The organism is Pseudogemmobacter faecipullorum (genome assembly GCF_020539525.1).
Lineage (GTDB): Bacteria > Pseudomonadota > Alphaproteobacteria > Rhodobacterales > Rhodobacteraceae > Pseudogemmobacter > Pseudogemmobacter faecipullorum.
Map to the genome: position 1 here is coordinate 142,162 of NZ_JACDXX010000006.1, position 23,018 is coordinate 165,179.

Sequence of the window (23,018 nt, forward strand, 5' to 3'; positions counted from 1 at the left end):
GATGAGTGATCTGATCCCCGACCCAAATGGACCGCGCCCTGAACCGGCTGGCTCTGAGCCTGAAAGCCGCAACCGCCGCCCGATCCGGCTGCGCGACAATGCGCTGATCCGCCGCCTCGCGCGCCGTCTCGCAGCCGGAGAGGTGACGCCGAATGAGATCTCGATGGCCTCAATGGGCTGTGCCGCGATTGCGCTGCTGGTGTTCTGGGCTGCCGGGCTTTCCGGGCCGCTGGTTCAGACGGCGGGGCTGGTGCTGGCGGCTTTGCTGATCCAGGCCCGGCTGCTGTGCAATCTGCTCGACGGCATGGTGGCGGTTGAGGGCGGCAAGGGCTCGGCCTCGGGGGCGTTCTGGAATGAGGCGCCGGACCGGATCGCCGATCTTCTGTTCTTCTGGGGGGCAGGGCTTTTCGCCGGTCTGCCCGCGCTTGGGCTGGGGATTGGCGCGCTGGCGATCTGCAGCGCCTGGCTGCGCGAACTGGGCCGGGCCGAGGGCTTCCCCCCCGATTTCTCGGGGCCGATGGCCAAGCCGCAGCGGATGGCGGCGCTGACCCTTGCCGCTTTGGCGGCGGCTGTGCTGCCGCTGGCCTATAGCGGGGCGCAGATCATGGGCTTTGCGCTCTGGCTGATCCTTGCCGGGCTGATCGCTACGCTGATCCGCCGCTCGATGAAACTCCTCGCCCGGCTTGAGGCGCGCGGCCCTTAATTTCATCTGTCTGGAACTATCCCAGGGGGTCCGGGGGCCTGAAAGCCCCCGGCTTTTTCATGAGGGCCAGCCTTACGCCAGCATGGTCACCGGATTTTCCAGCGCCTCGACAATCGCCTTCATCAGCTGCGCGCCAAGCGCGCCATCGATCACCCGGTGATCGACCGAGAGGGTCATCGACATCACGGTCGCCACGCCAAGGCTGCCATCCTCCTGCACGACCGGCTTTTTCAGCCCGGCACCAACGGCGAGGATCGCGCCATGCGGCGGGTTGATCACCGCATCGAAATTCTCAATCCCGAACATGCCGAGATTGGAGATTGCGAAGCTGCCGCCCTGATATTCATGGGGGGCGAGCTTTTTCGATTTCGCCCGATGCGCCAGATCTTTCATCTCGGCCGACAAAGCCGAGAGCGATTTCTTATCGGCATCGCGCAAAACCGGGGTGAAAAGCCCGCCCTCAACCGCGACGGCCACCGCCACATCCGAGGGTTTGAGCTTCAGGATCCGGTCACCAGCCCAGACCGCATTGGCATCGGCCACCTGCTGGAGCGCAATGGCGCAGGCCTTGATGACAAAGTCATTGACCGAAAGCTTGACGCCGCGCCCGGTCAGGGCGTGGTTCAGATCGGCGCGGAAGGCCATCAGCGCGTCGAGTTTCACCTCGCGGCGCAGATAGAAATGCGGGATGGTCTGTTTGGCCTCGCTCAGCCGCGCGGCGATGGTGCGGCGCATACCGTCGAGCGCGACCTCCTCGAAAGCGCGGTCCTGGTACATTTTCAGCACCGTCTCGGGCGAGAGGCCAGCCGGGGCTGCGGCTTTGGCCGGAGCCGCCGCCGCTGCGGGCATCGAACCCGCCGCGGCAGCTGCTGCCGCGGGCGCCGGGGCCGGGGCCGCGCCAGGCTGTGCCGCCTCAACATCGGCCTTGACGATGCGGCCATGCGGGCCAGAGCCCTGGACCAGGGTCAGGTCCAGCCCCTTATCCTTTGCGATGCGCCGCGCCAGTGGCGAGGCGAAGACACGCGCGCCCTGAGCCGCAGGCGCGGCAGCCGGGGCGGCGGCTTGGGCTTTGACGGGGTCCGCCTTCGGGGCTTCCGCCTTGGCGGCCTCTGGCTCTGCGGCTGCCGGAGCGGCCTCGGCGGCCGAAGCATCCTCGCCCTCTTCCAGCAGCACGGCGATCGGGGCGTTCACTTTGACGCCCGCCGTGCCCTCAGCGATCAGGATTTTTCCGATCACGCCCTCATCCACCGCCTCAAATTCCATCGTCGCCTTATCGGTTTCGATTTCAGCGATGATCTGGCCGGATTTGACGTTGTCACCCTCTTTCACCAGCCATTTCGCCAGGCTGCCCTCTTCCATGGTCGGGGACAAAGCGGGCATCAGGATCTGAATTGCCATATCTCTTTTCCCTCCCTCAGCGGTAGCAGACGGTTTTCACCGCCTCGACGATTTCAGCCGGGGTGATCAGCGCCAGCTTCTCAAGGTTTGCCGCATAGGGCATCGGCACATCCTTACCGGTGCAGGTGATCACCGGCGCGTCGAGATGATCGAAGGCGCGCTGCATGATGGTCGAGGCGAGGTGATCGCCGATCGAGCCTACCGGGAAGCCCTCTTCCACGGTGACGCAGCGGTTGGTTTTTGCGACCGAGGCCAGGATGGTGTCGTAATCAATCGGGCGCAGGGTGCGCAGATTGATTACCTCGGCCTCGATGCCCTGTTTCGCCAGCTCTTCCGCTGCCGCGAGCGCATGGGAAACGCCGATGCCGAAGGAGACCATGGTCACATCCGAACCGGCGCGCACCACCGAGGCCTTGCCGAAGGGAATAGTGAAATCATCCCCGACCGGCACTTCAAACGAGCGGCCATACATGATCTCATTTTCGAGGAAGATCACCGGGTTATTGTCGCGGATCGCGGTTTTCAGCAGGCCCTTGGCATCGGCTGCCGACCAGGGCATCGCCACTTTCAGACCCGGGATCGCGGCATACCAGGCGGCGTAATCCTGGCTGTGCTGCGCGCCGACACGGGCGGCGGCGCCATTCGGGCCACGAAACACCATCGGCGAGCCCATCTGACCGCCCGACATGTAAAGCGTCTTGGCGGCCGAGTTGATGATATGGTCAATCGCCTGCATGGCGAAGTTGAAGGTCATAAACTCGACAATCGGGCGCAGGCCGCCCCAGGAGGCGCCGACCGCGATCCCGGCAAAGCCATGTTCGGTGATCGGGGTGTCGACCACGCGTTTGGCGCCGAACTCATCCAGCAGGCCCTGGCTGATCTTATAGGCGCCCTGATATTCGCCGACCTCTTCGCCCATCAGGAAGACATTCGGATCGGCGCGCATTTCTTCGGCCATGGCCTCGCGCAGAGCTTCGCGCACGGTCATGGTTTTGGTCTGCACCCCTGCGGGCAGATCGCTATGCGGCCAGGATTGCGGCACCTCTGCCGGGGCGGCAGGCGCAGGCGCGGCCGGTTTCACCGCCGAGGCCGGAACGCCGGGCGCAGCCTCGGGCGAGGGGGCAGGGCTGTCTGCCGCTTTGGGCGCAGCGGCTGCCGGCGCGTCGGACAGGCTCTCGCCATCCTCAACCAGCACTGCAATCGGGGTGTTTACCTTTACCCCGGCGGTGCCCTCGGCGATCAGCAGTCTGCCGACCTTGCCCTCATCGACGGCCTCAAACTCCATCGTTGCCTTATCGGTCTCAATCTCGGCGATGATCTGGCCCGATTTGACCTCATCGCCTTCTTTTACCAGCCATTTGGCGAGCGTGCCTTCCTCCATCGTCGGAGAAAGCGCCGGCATCAGAATTTCTACGGCCATCTTTCTTCCCCCTCAGACGGTAATATCGGTCCAGAGATCCTCGACAGGAGGCTCCGGGCTGTCTTTTGCAAATTCGGCCGATTCATTGACGAGGGCCTTGATATCACGGTCGATGGCCTTGAGATCCTCTTCCGAGGCGAGGCCACCCTGCAGCAGCAGGTCGCGCACATGTTCAATGCAGTCTTTCTCGGTCTTGATCTTCTCGACCTCTTCGCGGGTGCGGTATTTCGCCGGATCCGACATCGAATGGCCGCGGTAGCGATAGGTCATCATCTCAAGAATATAGGGGCCCTTGCCGGCGCGGCAGTGCGCCACGGCCTTTTCGCCCGCCGCTTTGACCGCCAGCACATCCATGCCGTCGACCTGTTCGCCCGGGATGCCATAGGCCACGCCGCGCTCAAACAAAGTGGTGGATTTGGTCGAGCGCCGCATCGAGGTGCCCATGGCATACTGATTGTTTTCAATGACGAAAATACAGGGCAGCGACCAGAGTTCAGCCATATTATAGGTCTCATAGACCTGGCCCTGGTTGGCCGCGCCATCGCCGAAATAGGTGAAGGTCACATTGTCATTGCCGAGATATTTATCGGCGAAGGAAAGACCTGCGCCCAGCGGCACCTGGGCGCCGACAATGCCATGGCCGCCGTAGAAATGTTTCTCTTTCGAGAACATATGCATCGAGCCGCCCTTGCCTTTGGAATAGCCGCCGATGCGGCCGGTCAGCTCGGCCATAACGCCCCTGGCATCCATCCCACAGGCCAGCATATGGCCGTGATCGCGGTAAGAGGTCAGGCGTTTGTCGCCCTCTTTCGCTGCCGCCTCGAGGCCGACAACCACTGCTTCCTGGCCGATATAGAGATGGCAGAAGCCGCCGATCAGGCCCATGCCGTAGAGCTGGCCGGCTTTTTCCTCAAAGCGGCGGATCAGCAGCATTTCGCGGTAGAATTTCAGCAGCTCTTCTTTCGAGACATTCGGTCTCGCATCTGGCTTGCGTGCCACAGGCCCCTCCCAGGATCGGTGAATGTGGATTGTTTAACGTTAAACTATCGAGAGACTATCGATTTTTGCAGGGCTTGGCAAGAATTCTGCACCAAAGAGGTGCTGGCCTGCAAGCTCTCGCCTGGCTGCAGCTGCAGCATAGGGAAGGGGGCGCCGATCGAGGAAAGGCTGCGATCCTGAAAACGCTGCGGCCCCGGCGGGCGCACTGTTTCAGCGCTGGCCCGCAACGGTATCGGCTTTCGCATGTCGGGCGCGTTAAACCCGGCCTGCCGGGCGGCTTTGCGGGGTGAAGGGCCTCTCAAACAGTGTTGAGCAATGCGCGAAAACAGGCAGCGTCTGCATGGACCAGGCTGGATGCACGGGCATCGCTATGCGTTGCCAGATAGCGCCCGACCAGTTCATAGCCGAGGGAATAGCCCAGCCATGCCGGGAACTCCTGTGATCCGAAAAACCATTCAGCATGATTATAATCGGCGCTTTGCCAATCTGCCTGAGCTTTGAGGAAGTAGGGACGCAAGGTGCTGGCTGGTAGTTGCTCCCAGGGTTCGCGCTCGCCGCCATAGGCTTCCTGTGCGAAATGCCCGGCCAACCCCTCCGAAACAAGCGCCTCACCCAGTGTTTTGCCATAGCCTGGACCGTCCCAGCGCGAGGAGTGATGCAGCTCATGTGCCAGCATTCGTTCCAAAGACTGTGAAGGGTTCGCCCGCAGGGCAGGGTTTTCGGGATCTGCGGTCACGTAGATCAGCCCCCTTTCGGGAGCATATCCCAGATGCCCCTTCTCCTGAATGACCGCTTTCCCGGCTCGCAGGATCACATCCGTATCGCGCAGCGGCAAATGCCTTGCAGATACCGAAAACGCATCCTCCAGCCGCTCTGAAATCCATTCCGCTATGCTGGTAAGCTGATGGCGGGCATTGATGATGTGTAAGGTCATCTGAGGCATGTTGCTTATTATCACATCTGATTGCAGATGTCCGCAGAGGGATCTGTGTGACGAATCCGGCGGCCTGAGCCCGCCAGTCGTGCCGGGTCAGTCGTGCTGGATCACACGCCTGCCGGGACCACTATGCGGGGGAAGCAGGCCAGTCAGGGAAAAACCCGTTCCAGCGCTCCCGAGGCGATCAGGCTATCGGTCGTAACAATCGACAGATTAGCAATCTGCGTTTCCCAGCAGCTGTCAAAAGATGTCTCATATTCGCAATATCGATGCGCTGCGAGAAGCTGTCGAAGCTCAGGCTCAAGGTCCTGCGGTCCGTTCAGCAGAACGCCCAGACGGGCGGGGGAACCCAGAACAATGCCAGCGTTCAGGGCCGCTTCATATGCCAGTTCGGCACCATAAAATGCCCCATTCCCGAATAAAAACTGATTATCCTGCGGGGCACCGTAGGCGATGAGCAGGGCAAATTTCGCCATCGGACCAGCGGTCATCACATCGGTTTCAGGATTGTAATCCGGGTCAAGCTGGCCTGGACGATAGGCGGCATAATCATCGCCTGACAGGCCATCGACAAATGCATAGAGCATTTCCTCTGTGACGCCGTTGTCGTGATCGACAAAAACCACGCGAGGGCCACCGCTGCTTGGCCGTAAAATCCCCACCGTGGCCCACCGAAGGCTGAAAGTGCGCTTCACTGCCTCGTCGGCTTCGTTGATGCCATTTCGGAAAATCAGGTCTCCGGGTCGCCAGTCCCATGCCGCTTCGGTCATGACCGCTGAATAGTCAGGCTGGCCAGGCTCTGGTCCTGCCATGGTATCCTCATCTTGCGCCCATGCTGGCACATTGAGAACGAAAGTCGCAGAAGCAGCCAGGATCGTGTGTTTCATGTTCTTCTCTGCCAATCATGATACTTGCCTGTGGAACTTTAGGCCGGGCGCCGAATGCCCGCAAAGGGCTCATATCCTCAGCGTTTCCCTGACAAAACGGGGATGGCAGCAGCAGCCGGAGGCCCCGCCTGGCTCTGGCTGGGGTCCGCCTCAGCTGTTGCTCTCGGGTCAGACCTGCTCTGCCGCCTCTGGCCGGTCCGGGGGCGAAAAAGCGCGGCAATTCTGTTATACTATGGCTGCAGCCCGGGAGTGACCGGGGATGGGGAGAGAAAAATGCCGCGTTTTCTGGCCGTTTACACATTGCAGCCCGCGGATCGCGACCGGTTCCGGGCTCTGCCACAGGAAGAGCAGGCCGCGCTCGAGGCGAGGGGCGTCGCGGAATGGGGCGCCTGGGAGGCGCGATATGCGGACCGGATCCTCGATCCCGGCGGCATGTCGGGCAAGACCACCCGCGTCACCCGCGAGGGGATCGGCCCGGGCGAAAACCTCTGGTGTGGCTATCTGGTGGTCGAGGCCGGGGACGCGCGCGCTGCGGCCGAAATGTTTGTCGGCCATCCGCATCTGACGACCTTTCCCGGGGATGGCGTCGATATCATGCCGCTGTTGACCTGAGGCGGGAAGGGCAGGGCCGAAGCGGCTCAGCGGATCACGATCTCATCAAAGCGCATATAGCCCAGCACATCGCGGGCGCGCTCATCGAGCAGATCACTGTCGAGGTAATTGTCGGAAAGGCGGTGCGTCAGGTTCTGCATTGCCGCCAGCTCGGCAGCCAGCCGGTCGCGCTCCCCGCGCAGAACCTCGGCTTCAGCGTTGATTTCGACGCGCCGAAACACGCCGAAATCACCTTGTACCGCTGCAAAGATGAAATAGAGACCCAGAGTGAAGGCGATGGCGAAATAGATCAGCCCGCCAATATTGCCCGTTCTCTGAACCCTGACCATCTGCAAACACTGCCTCATTCGCCCCTCTTAACCGGGGGCATGGCCGAATCATTACATGAAACGAATCAGAAGGGAATCCCATATCTGCAGGGATTCCCTTAATTTTAAGGCTATGGGCCAGGGGCAGGGTTTTGCCCCCTCGCGCCCTGATCAGCCGGCGACCGAAGCGGCATGGATCGAATCGACTGCCGCTTGCAGCGTGGCGTCAAACTCGGCTTCCGACTGTTTCGCATTCAGCCCTTCGGAAAGCGCGCGAGAGAACGAGGCGATCATGCCGCGGTTCTGTGCCAGTTTCGCATTGGCCTCATCGCGCGAATAGCCGCCCGACAATGCCACCAGTTTCAGCACTTTCGGATGATCAGCCAGATCGGCATAGAAGTTTGCCACGCTCGGCAGCGAGAGTTTCAGCATCACCTGCTGGCCCTCGGGCAGGGCGTCAAGCTGAGCAAGGATCTCGCGGCGCAGGATCGCCTCGGCTTCGGCCTTGTCCTGGATGGTGATGGTCACCTCCGGCTCGACGATCGGCATCAGGCCTTTGGCGATGATCTGTTTTGCCACCTCAAACTGCTGCGCCACCACTTCGGTGATCGCCGCATCATGGGCCGCCGAGACGACCGAGCGCATTTTGGTGCCATAGATGCCAGCGGCCACCGCCTTGTCGAGCAGGGCGTCCAGCTCGGGCATCGGCTTCATCTTCTGGCAGCCGTTCACCTCATCGGCGAGGCCCTTGTCGATCTTCAGGAAGGGCACGACGCGGCGCTTGTCCCAGAGATAGGTCGCGGTCGGGATACCGTCGATGGCGCGGTCCATGGTCTGCTCAAACAGGATGGCACCGACCACTTTATCGCCCGCGAAAGCCGGCGATTTGATGATGCGCGAACGCATGGCATGGACGAGGTCAAACATGCCGGCCTCATCGCTCCAGGCATCGGCCTCGACGCCGTAAAGCTTCAGCGCTTTCGGGGTCGAGCCGCCCGACTGATCGAGCGCGGCAATAAAGCCATTGCCTCTGGCGATCTGCGCCGTCATTTCTGCCTTGCTCATCGCAATGATCCTTCCGGAAAATAAACTGTCAGCGGCCGCATAGCGCTTTCGCCCCGGCCGCTGCAATGCTGTTAGCGCCACCGCCTGCAGAGCAGGCAGGGTTCAGGCCATAAGCGCTGCCACACCCGGCAGTTCCTTGCCTTCCATCCATTCGAGGAAAGCACCGCCTGCCGTGGAAATAAAGGTGAAATCCCCGGCAGCCCCGGCCTGATTCAGTGCCGCCACCGTATCGCCGCCGCCTGCGACCGAGATCAGCGAACCGGCTGCGGTCAGACGCGCGGCCTCTTTCGCGGCAGCCACCGTCGCGGCATCAAAAGGTGTCAGCTCAAAGGCGCCGAGCGGGCCGTTCCAGATCAGCGTCGCGCAATGCGCCATCACCGATTTCAGCCTTGCCACGGTCTCGGGGCCGGCATCGAGGATCATCGCATCCTCAGGGCAGGCCGAGGCCGAGACGATCTGGCTCGGCGCATTGGCCTTAAACTCGCGCGCCACCACCACATCGACCGGCAGATGGATCTGGCAGCCTGCGGCTTCGGCTTTTTTCAGGATCTCGCGTGCGGTTTCGGCCATATCGCGCTCGGCGAGGGATTTGCCGACCTCTATGCCCTGGGCGACGAGGAAAGTATTGGCCATGCCGCCGCCGATGGCGAGGTGATCGACTTTGGCGACCAGATTGCCCAGGAGGTCGAGCTTGGTCGAGACTTTGGCGCCCCCGACCACCGCGATCACCGGGCGGGCGGGCGTGCCAAGCGCCGCGTCGAGCGCTTTCAGCTCGGCCTCCATCAGTCGGCCTGCGGCATGGGGCAAAGCGCGGGCCAGGGCTTCGGTTGAGGCATGGGCGCGATGCGCTGCCGAGAAGGCATCATTGACGAAGACATCGCCAAGCGCGGCGAATTCTGCCGCAAGGCCGGGGTCATTCTTTTCCTCGCCGGCATGGAAACGGGTGTTTTCCAGCAGCACCACATCACCGGGGCCCGCCGCGGCAATCGCGGCTTTGGCCTGCGCACCGATGCTTTCGGCCGGGAAGATCACCCTGCGGCCCAGCGAGGCCTCCAGCGCGCCGGCGACCTGGCCGAGGCTCATTTCGGGCACCACCTTGCCTTTGGGGCGGTCGAAATGCGCCAGCAGCACCACTTTGCCGCCGCGGGCGATAATATCCTCGACCGTGGGGCGGATCTTATCGATGCGGGTGGTGTCGCTGACCTGACCATTATCCATTGGCACATTGATATCCACGCGGGTCAGGACCGTCTTGCCGGCAAGAGCGATGTCATCGAGCGTTTTCCAGGCCATATCGGATTCCTTCGTGGTTTCTGCGGTGGTTTTGCTGTGGTTTCTGCCGCCGTTAGCGCTAGCACTTACCGCTTTTCCGGGTTTTCGCGCAATTCTTTCGGCGACATTTGCGCCCTCGTCAACCGATCACGCCATTAGCCCTTCCCCTTACAGTGACTCCCGGCTACCTTCCGCGCCATTCAAAAGCCTGCAAGGGAAGCACAAATGGCCGAGATCAAGGATCCTGAGAACACCATCATCCTCACGCTGAAAGACGGCGAAGTGGTGATCGAGCTTCTCCCGGATGTCGCCCCCAAACATGCCGAGCGTATGAAGCAGCTCGCACGCGACAAGGCCTATGACAATGTCGCCTTCCATCGCGTGATCGAGGGTTTCATGGCCCAGACCGGCGATGTTGAACATGCCAATATGGAAAAAGACTATAACCCGCGCCGCTCGGGCACGGGCGGGTCGCAATATGATGATCTGCCGGCAGAATTCTCGAAACTGCCGCATGACCGTGGTTCGATCGGCGCCGCACGCTCGGCCAATCCGAACTCGGCCAACAGCCAGTTCTTCATCAACTTCAAGGACAACCATTTCCTCAATGGCCAGTATACCGTTTACGGCCGGGTCATATCGGGCATGGAATTTGTCGATAAAATCACCCGTGGCGAGCCGCCGGTCTCGCCGGACCGCATGATCACTGTCCGGGTGGCTGCAGATGTTGCGTAAAATCGCAGCCCTCACCCTCGCTATGGCCGCTCCGGCCATGGCGCAGGTCGGGGATGGGCCGGGCCCGAATCTGGTGATCGAGATCGCCGGCGAGGCCAATGGCCGTGTCGTCATCGACCTCGCCGCGGAAACCGCGCCGAAACATGTGGCGCAGATCGTCGCCCTGGCGAAAGAGGGGGCCTATGATGGCGTCGTCTTCCACCGGGTGATCGAGGGCTTTATGGCCCAGACCGGCGATGTGCAGTTCGGCAAGCCCGACAGCCTGAAAGCCACGATCGAGGCCATGCCGAAAGGTCAGGCCGAGGGCACGGTGCTGCATGACGGGATGGAAATTCCGCTGCAATATATCGGCCCCGGCATGGGCGGCTCGCATCTGCCCGATATCGAGGCAGAATTCGGTCCGACGCCCTTTGATCCGGGCGTGGTCGGCATGGCGCGCAGCCAGGATCCGAACTCGGCCAACAGCCAGTTCTTCATCATGTTCGCCCCGGGCTACTCGCTGAATGGCCAGTATACTGTGGTCGGTCGCGTGATCGAGGGCATGGATGTGGTCAATAAGATCAAGCGCGGCGCCCCGGAGGCCAATGGTGCGGTGGCAGAAACCCCCGATGTGATGGTGAAAGTCACGGTCGAGGGCGAGGCGGCAGCAGCTCCGGCTGAGGCTGAGGCCCCGGCGCAATAAGCGCTGGACGCAGGTCTGAGAACAGAAAAAGGGGCCCTTTGCGGGCCCCTTTTTAAATTTTGCGATCTCTGGTCCCGGCCCGCCTCAGCGGCGGGCGCGGGAGGGGGGTCAGCCCAGAACCACCAGGGCGTGGCGCTTCTTGCCTGCGGTCAGCTTGACCGGCTGCGCCAGATCGGCGGCGCTCAGGCGCAGACCGGCATCGCTCAGCACCTCGTCATTCATCTTCGCGCCGCCCTCCTGGAACAGGCGCTTGGCATCTTTGCTAGATGCTGCCAGTCCTGTCTGCACGAACAATTTGAGAACAGGTATTCCTTCGTTCACGTCATCTAAGCTAACGACGAAAGATGGCAAAGAAAGGCCAATGATTTCGTGCAGCATGTCGAGGGTTAGTGGCCCATTTCCCCTAGCGGTCTTAACTTTTTCAATGATGTCTGGATCGATTATGCTGACGCCGCTGAACGCTTCGCGCGCCGTGGCCTCGGCGGCTTTCGCCGCCTCTTCGCCATGCAGCAAAGCGGTTGCCAGATTGGCGAGGATCACCTTGGCCTCATTGATCTCGCTGCCCTGCAGGGCGGCCAGACGGTCGCATTCCTCAACCGGCAGTTCGGTGAAGATCTTCAGGAAGCGGCCGACATCGGCATCGGTGGTATTGCGCCAGAACTGCCAGAACTCATAGGGCGAGAGCATCTGGTCATTCAGCCAGACCGCGCCATTGGCGCTCTTGCCCATTTTGCGGCCGTCCGAAGTGGTCAAGAGCGGCGTGGTCAGGCCCCAGATCTGCTGGTCAATCACCCGGCGCGTCAGATCGACGCCATTGACGATATTGCCCCACTGATCCGAGCCGCCCATCTGCAAAACACAGCCATAGCGGCGGTTCAGCTCGAGGAAGTCATAGGCCTGCAGGATCATATAGTTGAATTCGAGGAACGACAGCGACTGCTCGCGGTCGAGACGCGATTTCACGCTCTCAAACGACAGCATGCGATTGACCGAGAAATGGCGGCCAATATCGCGCAGGAATTCGAGATAATTAAGATTATCCAGCCATTCCGCATTATTGAGCATGATAGCATCGGTCGGGCCGTCGCCATAGCTGAGGTATTTCGCGAAGACCCGGCCCATGCCGGCAATATTCTCATCGATCTTTTCCGGGGTCAGCAGCGGGCGCTCATCCGAGCGGAACGAGGGGTCGCCCACTTTGGTGGTGCCGCCGCCCATCAGGGTGATCGGTTTATGGCCGGTCTTCTGCAGCCAGCGCAGAACCATGATATTCATCAGATGGCCGACATGCAGCGAGGCGGCAGTGGCATCATAGCCGATATAGGCGGGGACGACGCCCTTGATCAGAGCCTCGTCAAGCGCCTGATAATCCGTGCAGTCGGCGACAAAGCCGCGCTCGAACATCACGCGCAGGAATTCGGATTTCGGATGGTAAACCATGGTGTGCCCCGCGCTCTCGTGCAAATAGTGGAGGCGGTATAGCGGGGCGGGGGTAAAAGGGAAAGATGCGCAAAGACGCATGGAAAAAAGGCCCGGTCTGGGCGCTTGGCACCATGTCGGGCACCTCGCTCGATGGGGTGGATGCGGCGATGATCCGTACCGATGGCCATCAGGTGCTGGAATTTGGCCCCTCGGCCTTCCGCCCCTATAGTGCCGCAGAGCAGGCGGTGCTGCGGCGCGCGCTCGGGCGCTGGCCGGGCGAGGCGGGGGTGGCTGAGGCCGCCGAAGTGGTCGAGACCGCCCATGCCGAGCTGCTGGCCCGTTTTGAGGGCGCCGATCTGATCGGCTTTCACGGCCAGACCCTGGCGCATGAGCCGGGCGGGCGCGGCACGCATCAGGCCGGGAGTGGCGCTTTGCTGGCCGAATTCACCCGGCTGCCGGTGGTCTGGGATTTTCGCAGCTCGGATGTGGCGCTTGGCGGCCAGGGTGCGCCGCTCGCGCCCTATTACCATTTTGCTCTGGCAAAACAGATGGGCGCGGCCGAGCCGCTGGCCTTCCTCAACCTTGGCGGCGTCGGCAATCTGACCTGGATTGACCCGGGCCTGCCCGGGCCTGAGAGCGAGGGCGCGCTGCTGGCCTTTGACACTGGCCCGGCCAATGCGCCGATCAATGATCTGATCCAGGCCCGGCTCGGCCTCAGCCATGATGAAGGCGGTAAGATCGCGGCAAAGGGGCGGGTGAAACGGGCTTTGCTCGAGGCCTTCCTGAAACACAGCTATTTTCTGAAAATGCCGCCGAAATCGCTCGACCGTGATGCTTTCACGGGCCTGGTTCAGGCGGTGAAAAAGCTCGACACCCCGGCGGCGGCGGCAACGCTCACGGCGGCAGCCGTATCGGCCGTGGCAAAGGGGGCAGAGCATTTCCCCAGACCGGTCTCGCAACTGCTGGTCTGCGGCGGCGGGCGGCATAATCCGGTGCTGATGAAGGGCCTCGCCCGGCAATTGCGCTGCGCGGTGCAGCCGGTCGAGGCGGCGGGCTTTGACGGCGATATGCTCGAGGCCCAGGCCTTTGCCTATCTGGCGGTGCGGGTGGCCATGGGCCTGCCGACCTCCGGGCCTTCGACCACCGGGGTGGCGGCCAATGTCGGCGGCGGCCAGGTCAGCCGCCCGGCGGGATAAGGCCTGGCTCCGGTCTGGTTCAGACCTTTTCCGGCGACCCGGGATGCTGATTGTGGCAGACTGGGGGCTGTCGGACCGGCAGGGCTGAGCCAGGGGAGGGCGCCGCTGTGGAGATCGCAAAAAACACCATCTGCATCTGGTATGATAAAGACGCCGAGGCGGCGGCGCGCTTTTATGCCGGGGTGATACCGGATTCCAGCCTCGGCAAGCTGTATCACGCGCCAGTCGATTACCCCGGCGGCAAAAAGGGCGATGTGCTGACCGTCGGCTTTACCATCGCTGGTATCCCCTGTTTCGGGATAAACGGCGGCCCTGCCTTTCCGCAGACCGAGGCTTTCTCGTTTCAGATCGCCACCGAGGATCAGGCCGAAACCGACCGGCTCTGGCATGCCATTGTCTCAAATGGCGGCCAGGAAAGCGAATGCGGCTGGTGTAAGGATCGCTGGGGCGTCAGCTGGCAGTTTACGCCACGCACTCTGACCGAGGCGCTGGCCGCGGGGGGCGAGGAGGCGGCGCGTGCCATTGCCGCGATGATGACGATGCGCAAAATCGATGTGGCGGCGATTGACGCGGCGCGGCGCGGCGAAGGCCCCGGCTGATCCGGGCAGAGCCTGGAGCAGAGAAACCAGGGCAGGGGGGGCGGTGCTTCGGTCCTGGCTGAAGCGCTCTGGCGCGGCGGCCGGGGCCATCCGGCCTGCACCGACCGGACCCCTCAGGCTGAGATGAAAACAGGCGCCCGAAGGCGCCTGTCTTAGCTGAGAATAAAGGACCGGCTCAGAGCAGGGCTTTGGCTTTTTCAGCCGCAGCCTCGGCGGTGATGCCGAATTCTTTATAGAGACGCTCATAGGGGGCCGAAGCGCCGAAGGAGGACATGCCGACGAAATCGGCTTTGGTGTCACGGCCACGCTCACCCAGCAGGAAACGATCCCAGGGCAGACGCACCCCGGCTTCAATCGCCACGCGCACCGGGCCGGCCGGCAGCACTTTTTTGCGGTAGGCTTCGTCCTGCTCGGCAAACAGCTCCATCGAGGGAACCGAGACCACGCGGGTGCCGATGCCCTGCGACTGCAGCAGCTCGCGTGCCGCCATGGCGATTTCCACTTCCGAGCCCGAAGCCATCAGGATCACCTGACGCTTGCCCTCGGCCTCGGCCAGAATATAGGCGCCTTTGGCGGTCATATTCTGCGCGGTATAGGTCTTGCGCACCGCGACCAGGTTCTGCCGCGACAAAGCCATGACCGAAGGCGTTGCCTTACGGGTGAAAGCGATCTCCCAGGCCTCGGCCACTTCGGTCAGATCGGCCGGACGGAACACCAGGGTGTTCGGCGTCGCGCGCGAGATCGCCAGATGTTCAACCGGCTGGTGGGTCGGGCCATCCTCGCCCAGACCGATCGAATCATGGGTCATGACATAGACCACCGGCAGACCCATCAGCGCCGAAAGACGCATCGAGGGGCGCGCGTAATCGGTGAAGGCCATGAAGGTGCCCGAATAGGGACGGAAGCCGCCATGCAGAGCCATGCCGTTCATCGCCGCGGCCATGCCGTGCTCACGGATGCCCCAGTACATGTAACGGCCCTTGCGGCTGTCGATGTCAAAGGCGCCCAGATCCGCGGTTTTGGTATTGTTCGAGCCGGTCAGGTCAGCCGAGCCGCCGAAGGTCTCGGACAGGATCGGGTTGATCACATTCAGCACTTTTTCCGAAGCCGAGCGGGTGGCCAGTTTCGGCTGATCGGCTGCGGCCTGCTTTTTCAGCGTGCGGATGGCGGCAGCCAGCTTGGCAGGGGCTTCCAGCGCGAAGCTGCGCTCGAACTCGGCTTTCTTGCCGGCGGGCAGAGCGGCGAAACGGGTTTCCCATTCGGCACGCGCAGCCGCGCCCGGCTTGCCGAGGCTTTCCCACCAGGTTTTGATCTCGGCCGGGATCTCAAAGGCGGCATAGGGCCAGCCATAGCCTTCTTTGGCGGCAGCCATCTGCGCCTTATCGGTCAGCGCGCCATGGCCCTTGGAAGTGTCCTGGGCGGCATGGCCGAGGGCGATATGGGTTTTGCAGTCGATCAGCGCCGGACGCGGCGACTTTTTCGCCTCGGTGATGGCGCGGTCGATATCTTCCGGATCATGGCCGTCGCAATGGAACACATCCCAGCCCGAAGCGGCAAAGCGGGCGCGCTGGTCGGTCACATCCGAGAGCGAGACCTTACCGTCGATGGTGATGTCGTTATTGTCCCAGAGCACGATCAGGCGCGACAGTTTCTGACGGCCGGCAATGCCGATGGCTTCCTGGCTGACGCCTTCCATCAGGCAGCCGTCGCCTGCGATCACATAGGTGAAGTGATCCTGGACTTTGGCCCCATAACGGGCGCGCAGGTTCTCTTCGGCCATGGCAAAGCCAACAGCGTTCGAAATGCCCTGGCCGAGCGGGCCGGTGGTGGTCTCGACGCCCGAGACATGGCCATATTCCGGGTGACCGGCGGTGATGGCGCCCCACTGGCGGAAGTTTTTGATCTGCTCGAGGGTGACATCCTCATAGCCGGTCAGATGCAGCAGCGCATAGATCAGCATCGAGCCGTGACCGGCCGAGAGGATGAAACGGTCGCGATCCGGCCAGCGCGGGGCTTTGGGATCGAATTTCAGGTGCTTTGAGAACAGCACGGTCGCTACATCGGCCATGCCCATCGGCATGCCGGAGTGACCGGAATTGGCGGCGGCAACCGCATCAAGCGCCAGAGTACGGATCGCGCTGGAGCGCATCCAGTGATCGGGGTGGCGGGCACGGAGCGTTGCAATATCCACGGGAGCCGGTTCCTTGTGCAATGATAGCGGAAACAGGACTGCCTCTAGTCGGCACCGGACCCAAGATCAAGCCGCGTGCCGGTGTTTTGCCGCTGCCCCGGCAGGAAATGGAGCTTGTCACCGGCGGAAACGGCCTGGCACCGGCTCGCGCAAATGACAGGAAACTTGTCAGCGGGGCTTTCGCCTGCGAATCGCGCGGGTTATCCTTTGGCAAAAGGTGCTGCTAAGTACCTGATAACACGGGAAGGGCAGGGCGCGAATGCGCCGCCCCGATTTGAGCGTGAAGGAGTGCGAGGGGCAGATATGCAGGAAATCGTCGAATACGAACGTCGGATCACTGCCGCGCTGAAGCGAATTGAGGCAGGGATAGAGACGGTTTCCGTTGCAAATGCAGCCCGTGCCCGTGCTGAGGCCGAGGTGAGAACCGAGGCCGAGGCCCGGATCGCGGCGGAAAGCCGCGCCAGAACCGCTGAGGCCGAGGCCGAGGCCGCACGGGGCGAGGCTGCCGCTGCACAGGGGCAGGCCGCACAGGCAAAGGGCGAGGCTGCCGCCGCCCGGGCTGAAGCCGATTCTGCCCGGGGCGAGGCCGAGGCCGCTGTTGCCGCCGCCGCAGCGGCCGCTGCCGCAGTAGTGCCCGCACCGGAGCCGGAGCCCGAACCCACCCGTAACGAGCCGATCCTCGCCAAGATGCGCGAGCGCCTGCAGGAGGCGCGCGAGCGTGAGGCGGTGATGCGGGCCGAATTTGAGAAAAAGCTCGCCGAAACCACCGCCCAGCTCGACAGCCAGGGCCTGGAGGCGGCCCGGCTGCGCCGCGTCGTTGGCACGCTGACCGCCGAGCTGGGGCGTCTGCGCGAAGCCGCAGCGGCGGGGCTGAGCGATCCGACGCTGATCAACCGCGCCATGCTGGCCGAGCTTGACGCCCTGCGCGCGGCGCGTCTTGCTGAAACGGCCGAGCTTGAAGAAATTTCCGCCGCCCTCGACACCCATCTGCAGGAGGTCGCAAATGCCTGATATCGAAGTTCTGATCGGTGGCCGTCCCTTCCTCGTCTCCTGTCAGCCGGGCGAAGAGCATTTCCTGCGCTCGGCTGCGGCCATGCTCGATCAGGAGGCGCAGCCGCTGGTTGCCTCAATGGGGCGTCTGCCCGAGGTGAAAATGCTGCTGATGGCGGGTCTGATGCTGGCCGACCGCACCGCCGCCCATGAGGATGAGCTGCGCCGTCTGCGCGAGCAGCTGGCGGAAATTGAGGCACGTCCGGCCCCGGCGCCACAGAAGATCGAGGTGCCGGTGGTGCCGCCCCAGGTGCCCGAGACCCTCGCGGCAATTGCCGCCAGGGCGGAATCGCTGGCGATGTCTTTTGACGAAAAACGGCTGGATGGTAAAAATGAATAAGGCTTTCGCGCGCCGGGCTGTGGCCTGCCTCACTTGGTCTTTGCTGCCGATGGCAGCGCTGGCCGAAGCGAGCAGCAGCGAGGAGACCGGGGCTATGCCGGTCGCCACCGTTCCCGACTATATGTCGATGTATTATTCCTGCGACCGTGAAGTTCCGGTTCAGGTCACCTATGTGAATGCCGCCGAGGGCAGCCTTGCGGTGCTGATGCTGGAGAACCGTCAGGTGGTGCTGGAGAATGAGGTTTCGGCCTCGGGCGCGCGCTATGGCACGGGCGATGACAGCGGCAGCTATGTCTGGTGGAGCAAGGGTGACAGCGCGTTTCTGATGTGGCGCAAGCAGGGTGAGGAAACCACCATCCTCGACAATTGCCATGCGGCCGCCGGCTGAGCAAAGCCAGCCCGCAAACAGAAAAAGCCCCGGATGCAAAGCTGCATCCGGGGCTTTTTTATCGCGTCAGAGCCGGAACGTCAGAGCCGGATCAGCCGTTGGCTTCGCGGATCTTGTCAGCGGCTTCCTTGTTGAAGGCGATGCCATTCTCGCTCAGCAGGGTGTCAAGCTCACCCGAGAGGGTCATTTCGGTGACGATATCGCAGCCACCGACGAATTCGCCTTTGACATAGAGCTGCGGGATGGTCGGCCAGTCGGAGAAATCCTTGATCCCCTGACGGATCTCGGCATCGGCCAGCACGTTCACATCGGTATATTCGATGCCCATATAGTTCAGCACCCCTGCGACGCGGCTGGAAAAGCCACATTGCGGCATGGTTTTGGTGCCCTTCATGAACAGCACCACATCGTTCTTTTCAACGGTTTCGCGGATCTGATCCTGCGCGCTCATCTCTTTATCCTTTCAGCCCGCCAGCGCCGGCCCGGTGGTTCACAAGGCCTCTGCGGCCCCGGCAGTGTTACAAGGTTTTCCCACAGCGGCCGCAGCCCGGCGGGAGGGCGATTAATCCGGCGCTTTCGTGGTCAGCGCAAGGGCATGCAGCTCACCATGCGCCCCATCCATTTTGCCCTGCAGGCTGGCATAGACGGCGCGCTGTTGCTGCACCCGGTTTTTACCGCGGAAGCTTTCGTCGATCACCTCCGCCGACCAGTGATTGCCGTCACCGGCGAGGTCGGTGATGGTGATTTTGGCCTCGGGGAAAGCTTCCCGGATCAGGGCCTCAATGTCCTTGCCTTCCATTGGCATCGGGATGCTCCTTCAATCGTCTGCCTCAAGATGTATGCCCTGGCCTCTCGCACCGCAAGAGAGGAGGCGGGGCGGCAGGGCAAGCAAAAGGGGCAGGCCCTGCGACCCGCCCCTTTGCAGTCTGTATTCTGAGCGGATCAGAGGCCGACAGTGGCGGCGAAAGACCCGCGGTAGAGCGCCGAAAGCTCGGCCAGGCTGGCCTCATCGCCGCCGAGGCTGACGGTGCTGCCACCGAAGCGGCCGATGCGGATCACCTCAACGCCCGCGGTGATCGCCGCCGCTTCGATCTCAGCCGCCGCAGTCTCGCGCACGGCGAGCAGATAGCGGGCCTGGTCTTCCCCAAAGAGCGCACCGGTCTCGCCCGGGATCAGGCTGATGCCAAGACCGGCGCGTTCGGCCATTTCAAAGGCCGCGAGCGCCAGGCCGCCATCGCCGAGATCCGAGGCCGCAAGCACGCTGCGACGCCAGGCGCGGACGAAATCGCCGTTCTTCTTCTCGGCTTCCAGATCGACATTGGGCGCATCGCCGCCCTCGATGCCAAAGGCCTCGGCGAGCAGGGCCGACTGGCCGAGATGGCCAAAGCTCTCACCGATCAGCAAAGCGATATCGCCCTCGGCGGGTTTGCCGGCGATCACATCATCGAGCGAGGCGAGGATCCCCACCGCGCCGATGGTCGGGGTCGGCAGAATGCCCGAGCCGTCGGTCTCATTGTAAAGCGAGACGTTGCCCGAGACGATCGGCATATCGAGCGCGATGCAGGCTTCGCCGATGCCTTTGATCGCGCCGACGAACTGGCCCATGATCTCGGGCTTTTCGGGATTGCCGAAGTTCATATTATCGGTGGTGGCCAGCGGCAGCGCACCCATGGCAGTCAGGTTGCGGTAAGCTTCCGCCACCGCCTGTTTGCCGCCCTCAAACGGATTGGCCTTCACATAGCGCGGCGTCACGTCCGAGGTGAAGGCGAGGCCCTTATCGGTGCCATGCACGCGGATCACACCGGCGGGCAGACCGGGGGTGACGACGGTATCGGCGCCGACCTGGCTGTCATATTGCTCAAACACCCAGCCCTTATGGGCATAGTTCGGCGAGGAGAGCAGCGCTTTCAGCCCGGCAATCGCGCCAATCGCGGGCACTTCACCCAGGGGGGCTGGCTTCGGGGTCTCGACCCAGGGGCGGTTATATTCGGGGGCCGAGGAAGACAGTTTCGAGAGCTGAATATCCGCCTTCACCTCATCACCATGCAGGATCAGGAAGCGGTCTTCCGGGATGGTCTCGCCGACGATGGCGAAATCAAGATCCCATTTGACGAAGATGGCGCGGGCCACATCCTCGAGCTCGGGGTTGAGCACCATGAGCATACGCTCCTGGCTTTCCGAGAGCATCATCTCATAGGCGGTCATGCCGGTTTCACGCTGCGGCACGTCATTGAGCTGCAGTTTGATGCCGAGGCCACCCTTATCGCCCATCTCAACAGCCGAGCAGGTCAGACCCGCCGCGCCCATATCCTGGATCGAGATCACCGCGCCGGTCTGCATCAGCTCAAGGCAGGCTTCGAGCAGACGCTTTTCGGTGAAGGGGTCGCCAACCTGAACGGTGGGACGCTTCTCCTCGATCGTGTCATCGAACTCGGCCGAGGCCATGGTCGCGCCGCCGACGCCGTCACGGCCGGTTTTCGCGCCAAGATAGACCACTGGCATGCCGACGCCCGAAGCCGCCGAATAGAAGATCTTATCGGCATCGGCGAGACCGGCGGCGAAAGCATTGACGAGGCAGTTGCCGTTATAGCTTTTGTGGAAGCGCACTTCGCCACCCACGGTCGGCACGCCAAAGGCATTGCCGTAAGAGCCGACGCCCTCAACCACGCCCTTGACCAGATGCGCGGTTTTCGGATGCGAGGGCAGGCCGAAGGACAAAGCGTTCATCGCCGCCACCGGGCGTGCGCCCATGGTGAAGACGTCGCGCAGAATGCCGCCCACGCCGGTCGCCGCGCCCTGGTGCGGTTCGATATAGGAAGGGTGGTTATGGCTTTCCATCTTGAAGATGACCGCCTGGCCATCACCGATATCGACCACACCGGCATTCTCACCCGGGCCACAGATCACCTGGGGGCCGGTGGTCGGCAGGGTGCGCAGCCAGACCTTCGAGGATTTATACGAGCAATGCTCGTTCCACATCGCCGAGAAGATGCCGAGTTCGGTGAAGGAAGGCTCACGGCCAAGAATTTCCAGCAGGCGCTCATATTCATCGGGCTTGATCCCGTGCGAGGCCACCAGGTCGGGGGTGATTGCGGGTTCGCGCAAGGCTTCGCTCATGGATCTGGCTCCGTTCAGCGGCAGTTGGGGAAGTTGCCAGCCTCTTAGAGTACCCGGACCGATCAGGGAAGGGCCGGAAGGGCTGGCGGCAGTGAATTCAGCCCGATCTGCTGCCCGCCAGGCGAAAAGCCGGATGCGCTGCGGCCCGGGAGGCCGGGGCCGGGGCCGGGAGGGGGTGGTGTAAAGCCCCCGGGCGCGCCGCAATGCAGCGCAGGACTATAGCGCCAGGCAAAAAAAAAAGGCCGAGCAAAGCTCGGCCTAAGTCCAACAGGGAGGTGAGGACGATCAGGTTGCCCCGATCAGTGCCTCGATGCCTCATTTATGGGCTGTCTGCGGATTGCGCAAGTGCAGCAATGTCGCAGGGGGACAATGCTGCTATGCGAAGCCCGCATGGCTTCATCACTCGTGTGTTTGCGGTAACAGTTTTTTCAATCAGGGGTTGTTCTGTCGCCCTGAAAACCCGGATCAGGCCTGGAAGGTGGGGCGAGCCGCCCCTCCCGCAGAGGGAGGGGCAGGGGCTGTGTCAGGCCGGGGCAGGATAGCAGGCCGAGGTGGGGTGTCACGGCCAGGCGGGTGCCCGGGCTGCGCCTGGCGCGGGCGTCTCAGCTGTTCTGGCTGTGATTATGGCTGCGGCGGAAGCTGGTGATCTCTTCGGTGACGAAATCGCGGAAGGCGGCGACCCGTTTCGAATGCCGCAGTTCTTCGGGATAGGCGAGGAAGACCGGCACCTCGCCCGATTCGACATCATCGAGCACCCGCACCAGCTGCGGATATTCCTCGGTGGTGTAATCGGGCAGCACGCCGATGCCGAGATGATTGATCACCGCCTGCTGCACGCCGAAATAATTGTTCACATGCAGGGTCGAGGGGATGTCATATGCCATGATCTCCTGGACCATCCTTGCGCCCGAGGCGACCTGCGGCGTGCCGGGATGCTGGCAGATCAGCCGGTGCCGGCTCATATCGGCCATGGTCTGCGGCGTGCCATTGCGCGCCAGATATTCCGGCGTGGCATAGAGGCGCATGCGGATATTCATCAGGCGGCGGCGGATCAGATCGGCCTGGCTCGGCTCTTTCATCCGGATCGCCACATCGGCCTCACGCATCGGCAGATCGAGCACCCGCTCCTCGAGCATCAGATCGATCTTCAGCGCCGGGAATTTCTCGTAAAGCCGGGCGAGGCGCGGCGCGAGCCAGAGCGTGCCAAAGCCCATGGTGGTGGTGACGCGCAGTTCACCAAACACCTCATCCTCGCTGTCGCGGATCCGGGCCGAGGCGGCTTCGAGGCGCTTGGCCATGGCCTGGGTGGCCTCAAACAGCAATTCCCCCTGTTCGGTCAGGATCAGGCCGCGGGCATGGCGGTGGAACAAAGTGGTGTCGAGGCTTTCCTCCAGCGCGCGGATCTGCCGGCTGACGGCGGATTGCGACAGATGCAGCACCTCTCCCGCATGGGTCAGACTACCGCGGTCGGCAACCGCATGAAATATCCGCAGCTTATCCCAGTCCATCATCGCAATACACACCTCTGTCATCCGGCTGCAGCCTATCACAAGCCATGCGCCAGAGGAAAACCTGATCCTGCATTTTTGCTGTGCCAGCGTCGAATTGACGCTTTTTTGCGCCGCTCGGGTCACAGGATCCGCTTTCTCGGGGCAAAGCTTGCGCCTATGCTGCGCTGAGTTGCAGCGGCTGTCGGT

Annotated in this window: 23 protein-coding genes; 9 read left to right on the forward strand and 14 right to left on the reverse strand. The window is 62.6% G+C overall.

Annotated elements, in window-relative coordinates:
* Position 1 precedes the first annotated feature (1 nt).
* Complete coding sequence (locus H0485_RS08445; protein WP_226934930.1) at positions 2–703, forward strand: CDP-alcohol phosphatidyltransferase family protein; 702 nt, start codon at positions 2–4, stop codon at positions 701–703.
* Positions 704–775: 72 nt separating this feature from the next.
* Here the strand turns inward: H0485_RS08445 and H0485_RS08450 are convergent, their stop codons facing one another.
* The 5 genes from H0485_RS08450 to H0485_RS08470 form a co-directional block, all read right to left on the reverse strand.
* On the reverse strand, positions 776–2,101 hold the full coding sequence (locus H0485_RS08450) for a pyruvate dehydrogenase complex dihydrolipoamide acetyltransferase (protein ID WP_226934931.1): 1,326 nt from the start codon (positions 2,099–2,101) through the stop codon (positions 776–778).
* A 16-nt stretch (positions 2,102–2,117) separates the two neighbouring features.
* A complete protein-coding gene (locus H0485_RS08455) occupies positions 2,118–3,521 on the reverse strand; it encodes a pyruvate dehydrogenase complex E1 component subunit beta (protein ID WP_226934932.1) in 1,404 nt (467 codons plus the stop codon).
* A 12-nt stretch (positions 3,522–3,533) separates the two neighbouring features.
* The gene (pdhA, locus tag H0485_RS08460; protein ID WP_226934933.1) at positions 3,534–4,520 is read right to left on the reverse strand and encodes a pyruvate dehydrogenase (acetyl-transferring) E1 component subunit alpha; all 987 of its coding nucleotides are present in this window, start codon (positions 4,518–4,520) and stop codon (positions 3,534–3,536) included.
* Between the two features lie 298 nt (positions 4,521–4,818).
* Positions 4,819–5,454, reverse strand: a complete 636-nt coding sequence (locus H0485_RS08465) for a DUF2268 domain-containing putative Zn-dependent protease (RefSeq protein WP_226934934.1) — start codon at positions 5,452–5,454, stop codon at positions 4,819–4,821.
* Positions 5,455–5,606: 152 nt separating this feature from the next.
* On the reverse strand, positions 5,607–6,344 hold the full coding sequence (locus tag H0485_RS08470; RefSeq protein WP_226934935.1) for a peptidoglycan peptidase: 738 nt from the start codon (positions 6,342–6,344) through the stop codon (positions 5,607–5,609).
* A 273-nt stretch (positions 6,345–6,617) separates the two neighbouring features.
* Between H0485_RS08470 and H0485_RS08475 the strand changes: the two genes are divergently transcribed.
* Positions 6,618–6,956, forward strand: a complete 339-nt coding sequence (locus H0485_RS08475; protein ID WP_226934936.1) for a hypothetical protein — start codon at positions 6,618–6,620, stop codon at positions 6,954–6,956.
* A 26-nt stretch (positions 6,957–6,982) separates the two neighbouring features.
* Here the strand turns inward: H0485_RS08475 and H0485_RS08480 are convergent, their stop codons facing one another.
* The 3 genes from H0485_RS08480 to H0485_RS08490 form a co-directional block, all read right to left on the reverse strand.
* The gene (locus H0485_RS08480) at positions 6,983–7,285 is read right to left on the reverse strand and encodes an FtsB family cell division protein (RefSeq protein WP_226934937.1); all 303 of its coding nucleotides are present in this window, start codon (positions 7,283–7,285) and stop codon (positions 6,983–6,985) included.
* Between the two features lie 150 nt (positions 7,286–7,435).
* Positions 7,436–8,329, reverse strand: a complete 894-nt coding sequence (locus tag H0485_RS08485; RefSeq protein ID WP_226934938.1) for a fructose bisphosphate aldolase — start codon at positions 8,327–8,329, stop codon at positions 7,436–7,438.
* 102 nt (positions 8,330–8,431) lie between these two features.
* Positions 8,432–9,622 (reverse strand): phosphoglycerate kinase, encoded by a 1,191-nt coding sequence (locus H0485_RS08490; RefSeq protein ID WP_226934939.1) that lies wholly within the window; start codon positions 9,620–9,622, stop codon positions 8,432–8,434.
* Between the two features lie 204 nt (positions 9,623–9,826).
* Between H0485_RS08490 and H0485_RS08495 the strand changes: the two genes are divergently transcribed.
* Positions 9,827–10,336 (forward strand): peptidylprolyl isomerase, encoded by a 510-nt coding sequence (locus tag H0485_RS08495; protein WP_226934940.1) that lies wholly within the window; start codon positions 9,827–9,829, stop codon positions 10,334–10,336.
* Positions 10,326–11,018: a peptidylprolyl isomerase gene (locus tag H0485_RS08500; RefSeq protein WP_435531488.1), complete on the forward strand. Its 693-nt coding sequence runs from the start codon at positions 10,326–10,328 to the stop codon at positions 11,016–11,018. Before H0485_RS08495 ends, H0485_RS08500 begins: the two co-directional genes overlap by 11 nt.
* A 108-nt stretch (positions 11,019–11,126) precedes the next feature.
* Here H0485_RS08500 and tyrS read toward each other — a convergent pair whose 3' ends face one another.
* Positions 11,127–12,458 carry a tyrosine--tRNA ligase gene (tyrS, locus tag H0485_RS08505; protein WP_226934941.1) on the reverse strand — a complete coding sequence of 444 codons (1,332 nt, stop codon included), beginning with the start codon at positions 12,456–12,458 and terminating at the stop codon, positions 11,127–11,129.
* A gap of 65 nt (positions 12,459–12,523) precedes the next feature.
* Here tyrS and H0485_RS08510 point away from each other — a divergent pair, with 65 nt between their 5' ends.
* Entirely contained in the window at positions 12,524–13,636 is a 1,113-nt protein-coding gene (locus H0485_RS08510; RefSeq protein ID WP_226934942.1) for an anhydro-N-acetylmuramic acid kinase, read from the forward strand.
* 107 nt (positions 13,637–13,743) lie between these two features.
* Complete coding sequence (locus H0485_RS08515) at positions 13,744–14,235, forward strand: VOC family protein (RefSeq protein WP_226934943.1); 492 nt, start codon at positions 13,744–13,746, stop codon at positions 14,233–14,235.
* Between the two features lie 175 nt (positions 14,236–14,410).
* Here H0485_RS08515 and tkt read toward each other — a convergent pair whose 3' ends face one another.
* Positions 14,411–16,426: a transketolase gene (gene tkt, locus H0485_RS08520; protein ID WP_226934944.1), complete on the reverse strand. Its 2,016-nt coding sequence runs from the start codon at positions 16,424–16,426 to the stop codon at positions 14,411–14,413.
* Between the two features lie 303 nt (positions 16,427–16,729).
* Between tkt and H0485_RS08525 the strand changes: the two genes are divergently transcribed.
* The 3 genes from H0485_RS08525 to H0485_RS08535 are packed head-to-tail and all read left to right on the forward strand — an operon-like array spanning position 16,730 to position 18,204.
* On the forward strand, positions 16,730–17,437 hold the full coding sequence (locus H0485_RS08525; protein ID WP_226934945.1) for a hypothetical protein: 708 nt from the start codon (positions 16,730–16,732) through the stop codon (positions 17,435–17,437).
* A complete protein-coding gene (locus H0485_RS08530) occupies positions 17,430–17,816 on the forward strand; it encodes a cell division protein ZapA (protein ID WP_226934946.1) in 387 nt (128 codons plus the stop codon). The genes H0485_RS08525 and H0485_RS08530 overlap by 8 nt, the downstream gene beginning before the upstream one ends.
* A complete protein-coding gene (locus tag H0485_RS08535; RefSeq protein WP_226934947.1) occupies positions 17,809–18,204 on the forward strand; it encodes an MliC family protein in 396 nt (131 codons plus the stop codon). Before H0485_RS08530 ends, H0485_RS08535 begins: the two co-directional genes overlap by 8 nt.
* A 91-nt stretch (positions 18,205–18,295) precedes the next feature.
* Here H0485_RS08535 and grxD read toward each other — a convergent pair whose 3' ends face one another.
* The 4 genes from grxD to H0485_RS08555 all read right to left on the reverse strand — a co-directional run bounded on the left by grxD (position 18,296) and on the right by H0485_RS08555 (position 22,829).
* Positions 18,296–18,655, reverse strand: coding sequence for a Grx4 family monothiol glutaredoxin (gene grxD, locus H0485_RS08540; protein WP_226934948.1), 360 nt, complete (start codon positions 18,653–18,655; stop codon positions 18,296–18,298).
* Positions 18,656–18,766: 111 nt separating this feature from the next.
* Positions 18,767–19,009 (reverse strand): BolA/IbaG family iron-sulfur metabolism protein, encoded by a 243-nt coding sequence (locus tag H0485_RS08545; protein ID WP_226934949.1) that lies wholly within the window; start codon positions 19,007–19,009, stop codon positions 18,767–18,769.
* A gap of 137 nt (positions 19,010–19,146) precedes the next feature.
* A complete protein-coding gene (purL, locus tag H0485_RS08550) occupies positions 19,147–21,309 on the reverse strand; it encodes a phosphoribosylformylglycinamidine synthase subunit PurL (RefSeq protein WP_226935004.1) in 2,163 nt (720 codons plus the stop codon).
* A 614-nt stretch (positions 21,310–21,923) separates the two neighbouring features.
* Positions 21,924–22,829: a LysR family transcriptional regulator gene (locus H0485_RS08555; RefSeq protein WP_226935005.1), complete on the reverse strand. Its 906-nt coding sequence runs from the start codon at positions 22,827–22,829 to the stop codon at positions 21,924–21,926.
* Positions 22,830–23,018 lie beyond the last annotated feature (189 nt).